Genomic DNA, 13,323 nt, shown 5'->3' with positions numbered 1-13,323 from the left:
TTTAGTATTGTTATGGAGATAAAAGCGCATTTGAGATATTTGAGGATGGCGCCGCGCAAAGTGCGGCTCGCGGCCGGCGCCGTCAAAGGAAAATCGGCCGGAGAAGCGGAAGCGGTTTTGGAATTTTTGCCGAAGCGCGCGGCGCTGCCATTAAAAAAACTTTTAAAGTCGGCCATCGCCAACGCCAAGCATAATTTCAACATTGAGAAAGAAAATTTGGTTGTAAAAACCATTACCGTGGACAAAGGGCCGACGCTTAAGCGGTTTATGCCGCGCGCGAGGGGCTCCGCCGCTCCCATCAGAAAGCGCGAAAGCCATGTTACCATTATTTTAAAAAACAAATGAGCCACACGTCGCATCCATACGCAATGAGATTGGGGATATTGAGGCCTTGGAGGTCGCGCTGGTTTTCCGCGCGCGGATTCGCCGGCGCTTTGAAGGAAGACGTCATGCTCCGCAATTTTTTGGATAAAAAATTAAAAGGCGCTTTTGTTGATTCCGTTGAAATAGAGCGTTCTCCGGCAAGCATCAACTTGATTATAAAAACAGCGCGCCCGGGCCTGCTTATAGGCAGGGGAGGCGAAGGAATTGAAAAATTAAAAAGAGACACGGAAGCGTTTTTGAATAAATTGAGAAAGCAAAAATCGGCGCCGAAATCAAAAGACAAAAATCAAAAGAGCGGGCTTAAAATCACCGTTGAAGAAATCAAGTCACCCGAGCAGCACGCCAAAGTTATGGTTGAATCAATCGCCCAGGATCTGGAGCGCCGCTTGCCGTTCCGGAGGGTGCTCAAGCAGACAATGGCGAAAATAACCGCCTCCAAGGAAGTGAAAGGCGCAAAAATTTCTCTGTCCGGGCGGCTGGATGGCGCCGAGATGGCGAGATACGAATGGCTGAAAGAAGGGCAAGTTCCCCTGCAGACTCTACGCGCCGATGTTGATTTTGCCAGAGGCCGGGCGCACCTTCCTTACGGGGATTTGGGCATAAAAATCTGGATCTATAAAGGTGAGATTTTTGATAAGAAGACCAAACAAGCCAAATAAATTAAACATATGCTGTTTCCAAAAAGAGTAAAATTCAGAAAATGGCAGAGGATGGCCACCCGCCGCAACCTCAAAGAAACGCGGGGCGTGTCTTTGGCTTTCGGCTCGTTCGGCCTCAAGGCGGAGGAAGCCGCTTGGGTGAATTCCAAACAGCTGGAGGCGGCGAGAAAAGCGATGACGAATTTTGTCCAGCGCGGCGGAAAGATTTGGATTCGGATTTTCCCCGATAAACCGGTTACGAAAAAACCCCCGGAAGTGACGATGGGCGGAGGAAAAGGCGACGTTGAGGGGTATGTTTTCCCCGTGTTGCCGGGGAGAATTCTTTTTGAAATGGACGGGGTGACAAAGGAAGCGGCCGAGGAGGCGCTTCGCAGGGCCGGAGCGAAACTGCCGATTAGAACCAAATTTGTTTCAAGATAATGGCAAAGCTCAAAATAAAAGATTTAAAAGGCAAGGCGGAGGCGGAGCTTAAAGAGCTTTTATCCGGCGAACGCGAGAAATTATTGGAGCTTAAAATGAGGGCGCACGAATCAAAGCCGAAAAACGTCAAAGAGGCGCGTGAAATCAGAAAAAATGTAGCCAGAATTTTAACGTTGTTACAAAATAAAAATTAAAATCATGCCGCAAACAGTAAAAGGAACAGTTGTTTCAAACAAAATGCGCCGCACAATAGTTGTGGAAGTTTCGCGCATCAAAAAACACCGGCTTTACGGAAAATTTATTAAGATTTCAAAAAGGTACAAGGCACATACTACGGAGGACGTTCCGGAGGGCGCGAAAGTCGTGCTGGAAGCGTGCCGGCCGATATCTAAAAATAAAAAGTGGAAATTGGTTAAAGTTTTATGATCCAACACCGCACAATGCTCAATATCGCGGATAACTCCGGCGCGAAGCTCGCCCAGTGTATTAAGGTTTTGGGAGGAACCCGCCGGCGCTACGCCGGCGTAGGCGACAAAATTGTCGTCGCAATAAAGGCGGCGGAGCCGAGAAAGGCGGTTAAAAAAGGCGAGGTGCACAAGGCCTTGGTGGTCCGGCAGAAAAACGCTTTTCGGCGCCCGGACGGCTCATACATCCGCTTTGACGATAACGCAATTGTTATTTTGGAAGGAGAAGAACCGAAAGGAGGCCGTATTTTCGGCCCGATCCCACGCGAGATTAAAGAAAAGGGATTTAACAAAATAGCGTCTTTGGCGGAAGAGATAGTTTAAACTTATGCGCATAAAAAAGGGAGACATTGTTAAAATAATTTCCGGAAAAGACCGCGGCAAGCAGGGCAAGGTTTTGCGCGCGTTCCCGAAATCAGAAAAAATAGTTGTGGAAGGAGTCGCGCTTCGCAAAAAACACCGGCGCCCGAGAAGGCAAGGGCAAAAAGGTGAAGTTGTAACTTTGCCCTCTCCTATTCATGTTTCCAACACCATGTTATTCTGCACGAACTGCGGCTGTGGAGTCCGCGCTGGACTTCAGATTTTAGAAAACGGGCGGAAAGCCCGAGTTTGCAAAAAATGTAAAAACGAGATTTGAATATGCAATCAATCAAAGAAAAATATGTAAAAGAGGCCGTGCCGAAAATGATGAAAGAGTTTGGCCTCCGAACTCCCATGGCTGTGCCGCGGGTTTTAAAAGTTGTCGTGAACGTCGGAACCGGCAAAATGCGCGACAAAAAAGAGGCAATTGAAGCCGTGGAGAAACATCTCGCGCTGATTACGGGACAAAAACCCTCGCCGCGCCCTGCCAGAATCGCTGTGTCGTCTTTTAAAACAAGGCAGGGAATGACTGTGGGATACAAAGTCACTTTGCGCGGAAAAAGGATGTATGACTTTTTGGACAAACTGGTCGGCTTTGCCATCCCGCGCACCCGGGATTTCCGCGGCATTCCGCTGAAATCCGTGGACGCGTCGGGCAATTTGACAGTGGGAATCAAAGAGCATATAGTGTTTCCTGAAATGGTTGGCGAAGACGTGAGAAATATTTTTGGATTGGAGGTAACGATTGTAACCAGCGCCAGAAAACGCGATGAAGCCGCGGAGCTATTCAGATTATTGGGTTTTCCTTTTCAACGCAATGGCTAAAACTTCCACGTACGCAAGATCATTAAAGCCCCCGAAATTCAAAAGCAGGGTGGTCAGGCGCTGTTTCAGATGCTGGCGCAAGCGCGGTTATATGCGCGACTTTGACCTTTGCCGGATTTGTTTCAGGGAACTTGCCAACGAAGGCATGATACCCGGAATTAGAAAAAGTAGCTGGTAGCGAGTACGAATTACGAATCTGATACGAATATACGAATATGAATACGAAAAAAGAAATAAGAACAGATTTAATATATCCAGAGCTAAGCTATAAAATAATTGGCATTTTGTTTGATGTTTATAATCAGCTAGGTTACGGATACCAAGAAAAATATTATGAGAAAGCTACCGCGGCCGCGTTAAAATTGGCCGGATTGAATTACAAAGAGCAATATCTTGTTCCTTTAAAGTTTAAAGACGAGAAAATTGGAAATTATTTCCTAGATTTTCTTGTGGATGATAAAGTTGTATTGGAGTTGAAACGAGGCGAACGAGTTGCTAAAAGCAATATTGACCAAATTTACGCCTACCTAATAGCCACAGGTCTAAAATTAGGAATTCTTGCGCAATTTACCCCAAGCGGCATTAAATTTAGGAGGATACTTAATATTAAATAATTACCACGATGATAAATTATTCAGATTTTGAAAAAGTTGATGTTAGAGTAGGCGAGGTGGTTAAAGTGGAGGACTTTCCTGAAGCGCGAAAGCCAGCTTATAAACTGGATATTAATTTTGGAGAAGAAATCGGTATTAAAAAATCATCTGTACAAATCACCGAACATTATACGAAAGAAAAATTATTAGGGAAACAAGTGATTGCAGTAGTCAATTTCCCGCCGAAGCAAATCGGCCCGTTTATCTCCGAAGTATTGACGCTCGGTCTTCCTGATGAAAATGGAGATGTTGTGCTTCTGTCTCCGACAAAGAGTGTCCCGTTGGGAAAAAAGATGTTTTAAATTATTAGTATATTCGTAAAAAATTAGTAATTAGTATTATGACAGACCCAATCGCAGACATGTTGATAAGGATAAAAAACGCGCAGGCGGTTAGAAAGGGCGCCGTTTCTTTCGGTTACTCCAAAATTAAATTTGAGATAGCCAAACTGCTTGAACGCGCCGGTTACGCCGGGCAGGTTGAACAAAGAGGCAAGAAAAACGCCAAGTTGATAGAAATGAAATTGCTTTACGAAGAGGACGGCGCGCCGAAAGTTTCCGGAGCGCGCCGGGCATCCAAACCGTCGCGGCGGTTTTACCGCGGCCACCGGGAAATTTATCCTCCGCGCGGAGGGTTTGGCATTGCGGTTTATTCCACTCCCAAAGGGCTTATGACCAATAAAGAAGCGAAAAGGGCGAAATTGGGCGGAGAAGTTTTATTTGAAATTTGGTAAAACGATGTCCCGGCTCGCCAAAAAATCAATAAAAATTCCGGAAGGCGTTTCCGTAAACCGCGCCGGAGATTTCTGGCTGTTTAATGGCCCAAAGGGAGAGCTTAAAAAGCGCTTTCCCGATTATGTGGACATAAAAGACGCGGGCGGCGAATTTAAAATAAGTTTGAAAGAAAATTCTCCCAAAGAATTTTATCCGGTGCTGGGCACGGCGGCCTCCATTTTTAAAAGCGCCATTTTGGGGGTGAAAGACGGCTATGAAAAAAAATTAGAGATAGAGGGCGTAGGATACAAAGCGCAATTGGACGGCAAAGACCTCTCTTTGTCTTTGGGATTTACGCATCCGGTAAAAATTCCCGCGCCGGAAGGTGTGGCATTCAAAATTGAGAAGAACATGATTGTGGTAAGCGGCGCCGATAAAGAAAAAGTCGGCGAGGCGGCCGCGAATATCAGGGCGCAGAAGCGCCCGGAGCCGTACAAAGGGAAGGGCATCCATTACGCGGGTGAAATTATAAGGCGCAAGGCCGGCAAAAAGGCCGTAGCGGCCGCCTAGCGGCAATTTCTAATTTCAAATTTCTAATTTCTAAACAAATCCAAATGACAAAAATAAAAGAACACAAACGGGAGATAAGACATAAAAGGGTGAGGGCGCGGGTTTTTGGGACTGCCGAGCGCCCGCGGCTTTCGGTTTTCCGTTCAAACAAGCATATTTTTCTCCAGCTTGTTGATGACGAAAAACAAAGAACAATTTTGAGCGCGTCGGATAAAGAAATCAACGTTAAAAAAAAGGCGAGTAAATCGGACAAGGCATATGAAACGGGGAAACTTTTGGCGGAGAAGGCAAAGAGCAAAAAAATTAAAAGCGCGGTGTTTGATCGGGGCGGATTTAAATATCACGGCCGCGTCAAAAAAGTTGCAGAGGGAGCAAGGGAAGGCGGATTAAAATTTTAATTTTATGGCCAGAGAACCAAGACAAAAAAGCGAATACGAGCAAAAACTGACGGATCTCCGGAGGGTTGCGAGAGTTGTCGCCGGCGGGCGCCGCTTCACCTTCAGGGCAGCGGTTGTTATCGGAAATAAAAAAGGCGATGTGGGGTTCGGTTTGGGCAAGGCGGCTGACACTTCGCAGGCGATTGAAAAAGCCGTGAGGAAGGCCAGAAAATCCCTGATTCACGTCCCGCTCACAAAGGATGAGTCAATTCCGCACGAAGTTTATTCAAAGTTCGGCAGCGCGCGGGTTATCTTAAGGCCGGCAAAAGCCGGCCGGGGGCTGGTCGCCGGAGGCGCGGCGCGGACGGTTTTGGCTTTGGCGGGGGTAAAAAACGCCAGCGCCAAAATTTTATCGCACACCAAAAACAAGCTCACCAACGCGCTTGCCACTTTGGAAGCATTGAAATTATTAAAAGAAAGAAACAAACAAAAAGATGCAGGCGCATAATTTACTAAAATCAGGCAATAAAAAACACAGGAGAATAGGGCGCGGGGGGAAGCGCGGGTCATTTTCGGGCCGGGGCATTAAGGGGCAAAAATCGCGCGCGGGGAGGAGAATCCGCCCGCAAATTCGTGATATTATAAAGAAAATCCATAAAAGGCGCGGCTATCGCTTCAAAAGGGGCTTTGCCGAAAAAGTTGCGGTTGTAAACTTGAGAGATTTGGAAACGAAGTTTAAAGACGGCGAGAAAATAACCAAAGAACTGCTTGTCGAGCGCGGTTTGATTAGATCCAAAAGGCCGGTAAAAATTCTGGGAAGCGGCTTGCCTCGCCGAGTCAAGGCGGGCAAACTGATTAAAAAGTTTATTTTTGACAAAGATATTTTAATGTCTCGCCCGGTTAAAGAAAAATTCAATGTGGGCTAAAGTCAAACTGATTTTGCAGGAAGCGGAGCTCCGAAACAAGTTCTTGTATCTTTTTGGCTTTCTGGCCGCTTTCCGTTTGATTTCCGCGGTGCCGATTCCGGGGGTTGACGCTTTGCGTCTGCGTCAGTTTTTTGATTCAAATCAATTCTTCGGGCTTTTAAATCTTTTCTCCGGAGGCGCTTTGGGGAATCTTTCCATAATGATGCTGGGCGTGGGCCCTTATATCACCGCTTCCATTATAATGCAGCTTTTGACGATGATTTTTCCGCAGTTAAAAGAGTTGCAGCAGGAAGAAGGGGAGGCCGGGAGGCAGAAATTTAACCAGTATTCGCGCTTGCTCACCGTGCCCCTGGCTTTGGTGCAGGGATTCGGGCTTTTGACCATTTTGGAACGGCAGGGGATTTTGCAGTTTATTAGTTTCTACGACAAATTCGCCAATGTTATCATCGTCGCCGCAGGGTCCATTTTGCTTATGTGGATAGGCGAGCTGATTTCAGAATACGGCATCGGAAACGGCGTGTCGCTTTTGATTTTCGCCGGCATTGTGGCGCGCCTTCCTGCGGACCTAGCCCAGACATTCGCGGCTTTTGACCCGTCGCAGCTGCCGCCGCTCATCGCTTTTGCGGCAGTCGGCCTCGTAACCGTGGCGGCCGTTGTTTACATATCGGAGGGCGACAGGCCAATACCGGTTTATTACGCCAAGCGCATCCGCGGCATGCGCATGTACGGCGGGACAACGAGCTATCTGCCCTTGAAAGTGAACCAAGCCGGGGTAATCCCAATAATTTTCGCGCTTTCCATTTTGCTTCTGCCGCAGATGGTGGCGAATTTTTTCGCGTCTTCCGGAAACGCGGTTTTGCGGGCGATTGCTTCCTTCATAATCAATTTTTTAGGGAGTTCCTGGACTTACGCGTCGGCTTATTTTATTTTGGTTTTCCTTTTCACTTATTTTTACACCGCGGTCACGTTTGACCCGGAGTCCGTTTCCAAGAATTTGCAGCAAAGCGGGGCGTTCGTGCCCGGAATCAGGCCCGGGGCGTCCACCGCCGGTTTTTTGGGAAAAATAGTAACCCGCATAACTTTCGTTGGCGCCTTGTTTTTGGGCGCTGTGGCGGTGTTGCCCTTGATTTTGCAGGGTTTGACGGGCATTACCACTCTTACCATCGGCGGCACGGCCTTGCTCATCGTGGTTTCGGTCGTATTGGAAACCGCTAAACAGGTTCAGGGCCAGCTTTCTCTCCGCGCGTATGAATGATAAACGCTACAACATCGTTTTCATCGGGCGCTCCGGCTGCGGCAAAGGCACGCAAGCGGAACTTTTGAAAACATTATTGGAAAAGAGGGATGGAGCAGGAAACATACTGTATGTTTATACTGGCGCTCGCTTGAGGGAACTCGCCGGCCACTCGGAGTTTTTTACGGCAAGGTTATTGGATAAAAAAAGTTTGAAGTCCGGCGAATTAACCCCAAATTCTTTGGCCATTTGGGCATGCACAACTGAATTTATTCACGGGGTTACGGAAAACAATCACATTATTGTAGACGGCTCTCCGCGCGCGGCGCTGGAAGCGGAAGCGTTGGATGAAATGTTTGATTTTCTTGAACGCAACAACCTTTTTCATATTTGGCTGAATGTGAGCGAGGAGTGGGCAAATGCGCGCATGGAGGAACGTGGGCGATCTGATGACAGCCCGGAGAGCATTAGGCATCGTTTGGCATATTACGAAAGAGACGTTGTTCCGGCCATTGAATTTTATAAAAAAGATAAAAAACACAAGTTTGTAGAAATCAACGGCGAGCAGAGTATAGAAAAAGTTCACGAAGACATCGTAAAAGCCGTCGGTTTATGATTATAAAAAACCAAAAAGAGCTGGAAATTTTGCGTGAAGGCGGCAAGAAACTTGCCGCCGTTTTGGCTGAAGTCGCGCGCCGCGCAATTGTCGGAGTCTCTGCCAGAGAATTGGACGCGCTTGCGGAGAAATTAATCTTAAAAGCCGGAGGCAAGCCGTCATTTAAGGGGTATAAAGTAAAAGACACGCTCATGCCTTATCCGGGCTCGCTTTGCGTTTCTATTAACGACGAAGTGGTGCACGGCTTGCCGACGGACAGGGTTTTGAAAGCCGGCGATATTGTGGGATTGGATATAGGGATGTGGTACGAAGGGCTATGTACAGATACCGCGCTGACGGTTTTGGTCGGCGGCGGGACAAATAAATTAATTGAAGCAACAAAAAAATCTTTGGAGATTGGCATCGCGGAGGTCCGCGTGGGGGCGCATGTTGGCGATATCGGATACGCGATTCAAAAGTATTTAGAAAAAGAAGCCAGCTTGCCGGACGGGCAGGGTTTCAGTGTGGTGCGCGAACTTGTTGGGCATGGCGTAGGCCATGCTGTGCACGAAGACCCAGAAATTCCGAATTTTGGTAAACGAGGCGCTGGGCCAGAGTTAATAGAGGGAATGGTGATTGCGTTAGAACCAATGGCAACAGACGGCAGCCCAAAAGTTAAACTCGCCGCCGACGGCTGGACGTGGCTTACCCGCGACGGCTCAAGAGCGGCGCATTTTGAACATACGGTTGTGGTAACAAAAGATGGCGCGGAGATATTGACAGCAATATCTTAATTTGCTATAATGGGGCTAGAATAGTTTGAAATAGGGCGAACCTAGTGCCTTTGATCTAGGCAAGGCGTGTTATTTAACAAAAAAGAAAGGAGGCGTGCGATGAAAATCGCGAGCCGAATATATCGACCATCGGATTTTTCTGGTGGTCAGCCGCATGAGATGCTGGTTACTTTGGGGAGGTTTGGTTTTTCTCCTCAAATGGCCGACCTCGTTCAGAACGCAAAGTCCGGCTTTGCTCGCAAGATTGTCGGGCTTTTCAGCGAAGCAGACAGGAAAGTCTCGGTGGAGTGGTGGTTCCGCTGGTGGGAGTTTTTCTACCGAGGCTTCTTTAAGTACAACCTCGATGTTTCCGGGCTGTTTGTACCAGAGAGCCGGAAGGGATTTGACTGTCTGCTGGTCCTCGCGGAGCCGGCGATATCCCAGCCCCTGTTCGACAAAAGCAGTGAATACTTCCCGTGTTGGAAAATATACGGAGGGAATCTCGACGAGGCAGTGGCCGAACACGAACGCGACCCCCGAAAAGGCGCTTATGCTATATGGGTTGAGGATACCCAGGAGCCGAGCAAGAGGTTGAAAAACATCTCCGCTGATAAAGTCCGCGAGATGAAACTCGCTACCGAGACGCTTCCCGAGCGGCTTCTACACGGCCTCGTTTATCATCTGGGAACCGGCCAGCATCTCGATGTCGAAAACACCACTTACTGCGCCGGCTCTCGCGATTACGTTGGCGGCATTCCGAGTGTCCGCTGGGACGGCGGCGGGCTCGGCGTTCACGGGTGCCCTCCTTCCCACGCCCACGACTCTCTGCGTCCCCGCGAGGTAGTTTCTTAATCTTGTATCTTCTGTCTTTTATCCTTTCGAAACGAAGGGGTCGGCAAAGCCGACCCTTTTCTCTTTTTATGTTAAAATAATCTTATGCCGAAACCGGATATCTACTTGTCTGTAATAATTCCTGCGTATAACGAGGCGGAACGTCTGCCGAAGACATTGCGCAGGTTTGATGAATATTTCGCCGCGCAGCCGTACAGTTACGAAATTTTGGTTGTAAACGACGGCTCGCGCGACGGCACGGCGGCGGTTGTAAACAAGATGGCCGGTGAGATTAAAAACCTGCGGCTCATTGACCGCGGAAAAAATATGGGCAAGGGGCATACGGTGCGCGAGGGGATGCTGGCCGCCAACGGCCGAATTCGCCTTTTCGCCGACGCGGACAACGCCACGGACATTTCCCATTTTGACAAAATGCGCCCGCTTTTTGACGGAGGATACGATATTGTGATTTGCTCTAGAGACCCCAAGGACGCCAAGGGAGCAAAACTGGTTGTGCGCCAGCCCTTGTGGAAAGAACTCTTGGGTAATTTAGGCAATCTTTACATCCAACTTTTGGCTGTCCGGGGCATCTGGGATACCCAGTGCGGCTTTAAGGCGTTTAGAGATTACGCGGCCGAGCGGATTTTTTCTTTGGCCAAAGTCAACCGCTGGGCTTTTGACGTTGAGGCGCTGGCTCTTGCAAGAAAATTAAATTATAAAATAGGAATAGTGCCCGCGAATTGGGTAAATGACCCGCGCACGGCCGTCCGCCTTTCCAGCTACTTGCATACGCTCTGGGAGGTTTTTAAAATCAGCAGAAACATAAGAAAAAGCAAGTACTTCCTATGAGCAAAATTGAATTTCGCAAAGACGCGGTTTCAGGTGAATGGATTTTGATATCCACCGGAATTCAGAAAAAACCCGTTTTTTTTAAGCGCCCGGAGGAAAGGCCGCTGCCCAAATCAAAATGCCCTTTTGACGACGCAAAAAAATCAAGGCAAGAAAAAGTTTTGTTTTGGGCGCCCAAGCCCGGAGGCAAAGATTTCAGGGATTGGTGGGTGCAGATTTTTCCGAATAAATATCCCGTTGTCGCGCGTTCCGGTATTTGCCCGCCGCTGGAAAGGCGCGGCATGCACGAAAAAAAAATCGGCGTCGGGTTTCAAGAGGTCATTGTGACGAGGTCACACGAAAGACACTTCGCGCTTATGAGCCAGGAGGAGATAAACTTGGTTTTGGAAGCGTACCAGTCCAGGTTTCAGGCGCTGGCCAGCGAGCCCTGCGTGGATTACGTTCTTATAATCCATAACCATGGCTTCAGAGCCGGCGCAACGGTTCCTCATCCGCATTCCCAGATTTTTGCCATTCCGATAATCCCTCCGGACGTGAAAAGAAGCTTGGAGGGCTCGCGCAAATACTTCCGCGCTCACAGGCGCTGCGTCCACTGCGACATTTTAAAGGGCGAGCTTAAAGAAAAGGAGCGCATCATTTACCAAAACAAACGTTTTATTGTTCTGGCGCCCTATGCCTCCCGCGTTATCTACGAAGCGAGAATTTTTCCAAAATTCCACGAGTCTCGCTTTGAAGTTATAGATGAAGCGCAGAGGCGGGACTTGTCGGAAGCGATGAAATTCATTTTTCAGAAGATTTTTAAAAAAATTAAAAACCCTGATTATAATTTTTTCATCCACACCGCTCCGCCGAAAGAACGGCATGCCGAGCACTACCACTGGCATATGGAGATTTTGCCAAGAGTCGCTATTTGGGGCGGGCTTGAGCTCGGCGCGGGGATAGACGTGGTCAAGGTCTCGCCTGAAGAGACAGCCAAACTTTTAAGAAAATGAAAAAAATAATTATCGCAAACTGGAAGATGGCGCCGCAAACTCCCCGCGAGGCGTTGCACCTTGCTAACGAAGTCGGGCGCGGAGTTAAAAGCGTCCGGGGAGTAGAAATTGTTTTGGTTCCTCCGTTTGTGTTTTTGCCAATCTTGCGCCATACGCCGTACGCCGTACGCAATATATTCAAACTCGGCGCTCAAGACGTGTTTTACGAAAGAGAAGGAGCGTTTACGGGCGAGATTTCTCCCTTACAACTTAAAGCGTCCGGCGCAAGGATTGTTGTCATCGGGCACTCGGAACGGCGGGCTATGGGGGAAACGGATGAGGCGGTAAATAAAAAAACAAAGGCCGTTTTGGAATCCGGCATGCGAGCCGTTTTATGCGTTGGAGAAAAAGAGCGAAAACCCGGCGAAGTTTTCCCGAAAATCGTCCGCGAGGAGCTTTTGGGCGGAATCCGCAAAATTAAAAAATCTTTGCTTGCAAATTTAATAATTGCCTACGAACCGGTATGGGCGATAAGCGGCGGCGGACGCGGGAAAGCCGATACTCCGAAAAACGTTTATGAAATGGCGATTTTGATACGGCGCGAGCTTTACCGCGCGCTTGGAAAGCGCGCGGCTTCAAAAATACCGGTGCTCTACGGCGGTTCGGTTGATGAAAAAAACGCGGCGGATTTTGTCGCCAAGGGCGCGGTTGATGGGCTTTTGGTCGGCGGGGCCAGTTTGAACGCCAAAAAATTTGTTAGTTTAGTAAAAGCAGTTGATAAAATAAAATGAATTTTCGCGGCAAAAAAGTTCTTTTAAGAGTTGATTTTAACGTGCTGCCGTTGAAACCGCGGGAGCCGCGAATTTTAAAAACCCTCCCGACAATAAAATACCTTTTAAAGAAAAAAGCGAAAATAATTTTACTTACTCATTTGGAGACGAATGACGGCAAGACCCCGAGCACAAAAAAACTTTTTCCTTATCTCAAAAAATTTTTGCCTATGGGCGAGATAAAGCTTTTTGAAAATTTAAGAAAATTTCCAGGGGAGAAAAAGAATGATTTAAAATTTGCAAAATATCTGGCCAGCCTCGGAGATGTCTATGTAAACGAGGCCTTCTCTGATTCGCATCGCAAACACGCTTCCATTGTGCTTTTGCCTAAGCTTCTGCCCTCCTTTTCCGGATTGTTATTTAAGGAGGAGATAAAAAATCTTTCCCGAGTTTTTAATCCGCCCCACCCACTCACTCTTATTTTGGGCGGAGGAAAAATCGAAACCAAACTTCCTTTGTTGCGAGCGCTTTTAGCTAAAACAGACTGTGTGCTCTTGGGCGGAATTATCGGAAATAAATTTTTAAAGCGAAAAATGATCTCTTCAGAGAAAATTTTTCTGCCTATCGACGTGGTGGAAAGCGGAGGTCGGATTTACGATGTTGGGCCGAAAACCATTGAGAGCTGGACGCCGCTTATTAATAAATCTAAACTCGTTGTCTGGAACGGCCCAATGGGTTTTCTTGAAAAGGGGTTTACGGCCGGAACCAAAAGACTCGTCGCCGCTCTAAAAAAATCCAAAGCTAAAATTATTATTGGAGGGGGCGATACCGCGGATTGTCTGCCTCGCAACTTGCCAAAAAACATCTTCATTTCAACCGGCGGCGGGGCGATGCTGGAGTTTTTGGCGAAAGGCACCTTGCCGGGCATTGAAGCGCTCAAAAAATAAGC

The 13,323-nt window shown here is 47.9% G+C and carries 24 protein-coding genes; all 24 read left to right on the top strand.

From position 1 onward, the window contains the following. Window positions 1-12: 12 nt before the first annotated feature. Complete coding sequence (rplV, locus tag HYW15_00230; GenBank protein QQG42644.1) at window positions 13-345, top strand: 50S ribosomal protein L22; 333 nt, start codon at window positions 13-15, stop codon at window positions 343-345. Continuing rightward, window positions 342-1,043 (top strand): 30S ribosomal protein S3, encoded by a 702-nt coding sequence (gene rpsC, locus HYW15_00225; protein QQG42643.1) that lies wholly within the window; start codon window positions 342-344, stop codon window positions 1,041-1,043. The genes rplV and rpsC overlap by 4 nt, the downstream gene beginning before the upstream one ends. A gap of 9 nt (window positions 1,044-1,052) precedes the next feature. Continuing rightward, window positions 1,053-1,463, top strand: a complete 411-nt coding sequence (rplP, locus tag HYW15_00220; protein QQG42642.1) for a 50S ribosomal protein L16 — start codon at window positions 1,053-1,055, stop codon at window positions 1,461-1,463. Continuing rightward, window positions 1,463-1,657, top strand: coding sequence for a 50S ribosomal protein L29 (rpmC, locus tag HYW15_00215; GenBank protein ID QQG42641.1), 195 nt, complete (start codon window positions 1,463-1,465; stop codon window positions 1,655-1,657). The genes rplP and rpmC overlap by 1 nt, the downstream gene beginning before the upstream one ends. Before the next feature lie 4 nt (window positions 1,658-1,661). Continuing rightward, a complete protein-coding gene (gene rpsQ / locus HYW15_00210; protein ID QQG42640.1) occupies window positions 1,662-1,889 on the top strand; it encodes a 30S ribosomal protein S17 in 228 nt (75 codons plus the stop codon). Then, a complete protein-coding gene (rplN, locus tag HYW15_00205; protein QQG42639.1) occupies window positions 1,886-2,251 on the top strand; it encodes a 50S ribosomal protein L14 in 366 nt (121 codons plus the stop codon). The genes rpsQ and rplN overlap by 4 nt, the downstream gene beginning before the upstream one ends. Before the next feature lie 4 nt (window positions 2,252-2,255). Beyond that, a complete protein-coding gene (locus HYW15_00200; GenBank protein ID QQG42638.1) occupies window positions 2,256-2,564 on the top strand; it encodes a 50S ribosomal protein L24 in 309 nt (102 codons plus the stop codon). Window positions 2,565-2,566: 2 nt separating this feature from the next. Further along, window positions 2,567-3,112, top strand: coding sequence for a 50S ribosomal protein L5 (gene rplE, locus HYW15_00195; GenBank protein ID QQG42637.1), 546 nt, complete (start codon window positions 2,567-2,569; stop codon window positions 3,110-3,112). Continuing rightward, on the top strand, window positions 3,105-3,290 hold the full coding sequence (locus HYW15_00190) for a type Z 30S ribosomal protein S14 (protein QQG42636.1): 186 nt from the start codon (window positions 3,105-3,107) through the stop codon (window positions 3,288-3,290). Before rplE ends, HYW15_00190 begins: the two co-directional genes overlap by 8 nt. A 37-nt stretch (window positions 3,291-3,327) precedes the next feature. Continuing rightward, window positions 3,328-3,726: a GxxExxY protein gene (locus HYW15_00185; GenBank protein ID QQG42635.1), complete on the top strand. Its 399-nt coding sequence runs from the start codon at window positions 3,328-3,330 to the stop codon at window positions 3,724-3,726. An 8-nt stretch (window positions 3,727-3,734) separates the two neighbouring features. Then, window positions 3,735-4,067, top strand: coding sequence for a tRNA-binding protein (locus tag HYW15_00180; protein ID QQG42634.1), 333 nt, complete (start codon window positions 3,735-3,737; stop codon window positions 4,065-4,067). A 38-nt stretch (window positions 4,068-4,105) separates the two neighbouring features. Then, entirely contained in the window at window positions 4,106-4,498 is a 393-nt protein-coding gene (gene rpsH, locus HYW15_00175; GenBank protein ID QQG42633.1) for a 30S ribosomal protein S8, read from the top strand. A 4-nt stretch (window positions 4,499-4,502) separates the two neighbouring features. Then, window positions 4,503-5,048: a 50S ribosomal protein L6 gene (rplF, locus tag HYW15_00170; GenBank protein QQG42964.1), complete on the top strand. Its 546-nt coding sequence runs from the start codon at window positions 4,503-4,505 to the stop codon at window positions 5,046-5,048. A 44-nt stretch (window positions 5,049-5,092) separates the two neighbouring features. Beyond that, entirely contained in the window at window positions 5,093-5,446 is a 354-nt protein-coding gene (locus HYW15_00165; protein QQG42632.1) for a 50S ribosomal protein L18, read from the top strand. A gap of 4 nt (window positions 5,447-5,450) precedes the next feature. Further along, the gene (gene rpsE / locus HYW15_00160; protein ID QQG42631.1) at window positions 5,451-5,933 is read left to right on the top strand and encodes a 30S ribosomal protein S5; all 483 of its coding nucleotides are present in this window, start codon (window positions 5,451-5,453) and stop codon (window positions 5,931-5,933) included. Then, window positions 5,920-6,351 carry an uL15 family ribosomal protein gene (locus tag HYW15_00155; protein ID QQG42630.1) on the top strand — a complete coding sequence of 144 codons (432 nt, stop codon included), beginning with the start codon at window positions 5,920-5,922 and terminating at the stop codon, window positions 6,349-6,351. The genes rpsE and HYW15_00155 overlap by 14 nt, the downstream gene beginning before the upstream one ends. Next, the gene (secY, locus tag HYW15_00150) at window positions 6,341-7,606 is read left to right on the top strand and encodes a preprotein translocase subunit SecY (protein QQG42629.1); all 1,266 of its coding nucleotides are present in this window, start codon (window positions 6,341-6,343) and stop codon (window positions 7,604-7,606) included. The genes HYW15_00155 and secY overlap by 11 nt, the downstream gene beginning before the upstream one ends. Next, entirely contained in the window at window positions 7,599-8,201 is a 603-nt protein-coding gene (locus HYW15_00145; GenBank protein QQG42628.1) for a nucleoside monophosphate kinase, read from the top strand. Before secY ends, HYW15_00145 begins: the two co-directional genes overlap by 8 nt. Then, complete coding sequence (gene map / locus HYW15_00140) at window positions 8,198-8,974, top strand: type I methionyl aminopeptidase (GenBank protein ID QQG42627.1); 777 nt, start codon at window positions 8,198-8,200, stop codon at window positions 8,972-8,974. The genes HYW15_00145 and map overlap by 4 nt, the downstream gene beginning before the upstream one ends. 159 nt (window positions 8,975-9,133) lie before the next feature. Beyond that, window positions 9,134-9,805: a hypothetical protein gene (locus tag HYW15_00135; GenBank protein QQG42626.1), complete on the top strand. Its 672-nt coding sequence runs from the start codon at window positions 9,134-9,136 to the stop codon at window positions 9,803-9,805. Window positions 9,806-9,889: 84 nt separating this feature from the next. Beyond that, complete coding sequence (locus HYW15_00130; GenBank protein ID QQG42625.1) at window positions 9,890-10,633, top strand: glycosyltransferase family 2 protein; 744 nt, start codon at window positions 9,890-9,892, stop codon at window positions 10,631-10,633. Continuing rightward, window positions 10,630-11,625, top strand: a complete 996-nt coding sequence (locus HYW15_00125; GenBank protein QQG42624.1) for an HIT domain-containing protein — start codon at window positions 10,630-10,632, stop codon at window positions 11,623-11,625. Before HYW15_00130 ends, HYW15_00125 begins: the two co-directional genes overlap by 4 nt. Continuing rightward, complete coding sequence (locus tag HYW15_00120) at window positions 11,622-12,395, top strand: triose-phosphate isomerase (GenBank protein QQG42623.1); 774 nt, start codon at window positions 11,622-11,624, stop codon at window positions 12,393-12,395. Before HYW15_00125 ends, HYW15_00120 begins: the two co-directional genes overlap by 4 nt. After that, complete coding sequence (locus HYW15_00115; protein QQG42622.1) at window positions 12,392-13,321, top strand: phosphoglycerate kinase; 930 nt, start codon at window positions 12,392-12,394, stop codon at window positions 13,319-13,321. The genes HYW15_00120 and HYW15_00115 overlap by 4 nt, the downstream gene beginning before the upstream one ends. Window positions 13,322-13,323 lie beyond the last annotated feature (2 nt).

This window comes from Candidatus Giovannonibacteria bacterium (assembly GCA_016432405.1).
In the GTDB taxonomy this organism is placed as follows: Bacteria; Patescibacteriota; Minisyncoccia; order UBA11713; family 2-01-FULL-45-33; genus MFHE01.
The sequence above is the reverse complement of the archived record's forward strand: the minus strand, read 5'-3'. Positions and strand labels throughout refer to the sequence as shown.

What these genes read in the sequence shown, in the direction of transcription:
- rplV (QQG42644.1), top strand. Translation starts at nt 13, where the DNA reads ATGGAGATAAAAGCGCATTTGAGATATTTGAGGATGGCGCCGCGCAAA.
- rpsC (QQG42643.1), top strand. Translation starts at nt 342, where the DNA reads ATGAGCCACACGTCGCATCCATACGCAATGAGATTGGGGATATTGAGG.
- rplP (QQG42642.1), top strand. Translation starts at nt 1,053, where the DNA reads ATGCTGTTTCCAAAAAGAGTAAAATTCAGAAAATGGCAGAGGATGGCC.
- rpmC (QQG42641.1), top strand. Translation starts at nt 1,463, where the DNA reads ATGGCAAAGCTCAAAATAAAAGATTTAAAAGGCAAGGCGGAGGCGGAG.
- rpsQ (QQG42640.1), top strand. Translation starts at nt 1,662, where the DNA reads ATGCCGCAAACAGTAAAAGGAACAGTTGTTTCAAACAAAATGCGCCGC.
- rplN (QQG42639.1), top strand. Translation starts at nt 1,886, where the DNA reads ATGATCCAACACCGCACAATGCTCAATATCGCGGATAACTCCGGCGCG.
- HYW15_00200 (QQG42638.1), top strand. Translation starts at nt 2,256, where the DNA reads ATGCGCATAAAAAAGGGAGACATTGTTAAAATAATTTCCGGAAAAGAC.
- rplE (QQG42637.1), top strand. Translation starts at nt 2,567, where the DNA reads ATGCAATCAATCAAAGAAAAATATGTAAAAGAGGCCGTGCCGAAAATG.
- HYW15_00190 (QQG42636.1), top strand. Translation starts at nt 3,105, where the DNA reads ATGGCTAAAACTTCCACGTACGCAAGATCATTAAAGCCCCCGAAATTC.
- HYW15_00185 (QQG42635.1), top strand. Translation starts at nt 3,328, where the DNA reads ATGAATACGAAAAAAGAAATAAGAACAGATTTAATATATCCAGAGCTA.
- HYW15_00180 (QQG42634.1), top strand. Translation starts at nt 3,735, where the DNA reads ATGATAAATTATTCAGATTTTGAAAAAGTTGATGTTAGAGTAGGCGAG.
- rpsH (QQG42633.1), top strand. Translation starts at nt 4,106, where the DNA reads ATGACAGACCCAATCGCAGACATGTTGATAAGGATAAAAAACGCGCAG.
- rplF (QQG42964.1), top strand. Translation starts at nt 4,503, where the DNA reads ATGTCCCGGCTCGCCAAAAAATCAATAAAAATTCCGGAAGGCGTTTCC.
- HYW15_00165 (QQG42632.1), top strand. Translation starts at nt 5,093, where the DNA reads ATGACAAAAATAAAAGAACACAAACGGGAGATAAGACATAAAAGGGTG.
- rpsE (QQG42631.1), top strand. Translation starts at nt 5,451, where the DNA reads ATGGCCAGAGAACCAAGACAAAAAAGCGAATACGAGCAAAAACTGACG.
- HYW15_00155 (QQG42630.1), top strand. Translation starts at nt 5,920, where the DNA reads ATGCAGGCGCATAATTTACTAAAATCAGGCAATAAAAAACACAGGAGA.
- secY (QQG42629.1), top strand. Translation starts at nt 6,341, where the DNA reads ATGTGGGCTAAAGTCAAACTGATTTTGCAGGAAGCGGAGCTCCGAAAC.
- HYW15_00145 (QQG42628.1), top strand. Translation starts at nt 7,599, where the DNA reads ATGAATGATAAACGCTACAACATCGTTTTCATCGGGCGCTCCGGCTGC.
- map (QQG42627.1), top strand. Translation starts at nt 8,198, where the DNA reads ATGATTATAAAAAACCAAAAAGAGCTGGAAATTTTGCGTGAAGGCGGC.
- HYW15_00135 (QQG42626.1), top strand. Translation starts at nt 9,134, where the DNA reads ATGCTGGTTACTTTGGGGAGGTTTGGTTTTTCTCCTCAAATGGCCGAC.
- HYW15_00130 (QQG42625.1), top strand. Translation starts at nt 9,890, where the DNA reads ATGCCGAAACCGGATATCTACTTGTCTGTAATAATTCCTGCGTATAAC.
- HYW15_00125 (QQG42624.1), top strand. Translation starts at nt 10,630, where the DNA reads ATGAGCAAAATTGAATTTCGCAAAGACGCGGTTTCAGGTGAATGGATT.
- HYW15_00120 (QQG42623.1), top strand. Translation starts at nt 11,622, where the DNA reads ATGAAAAAAATAATTATCGCAAACTGGAAGATGGCGCCGCAAACTCCC.
- HYW15_00115 (QQG42622.1), top strand. Translation starts at nt 12,392, where the DNA reads ATGAATTTTCGCGGCAAAAAAGTTCTTTTAAGAGTTGATTTTAACGTG.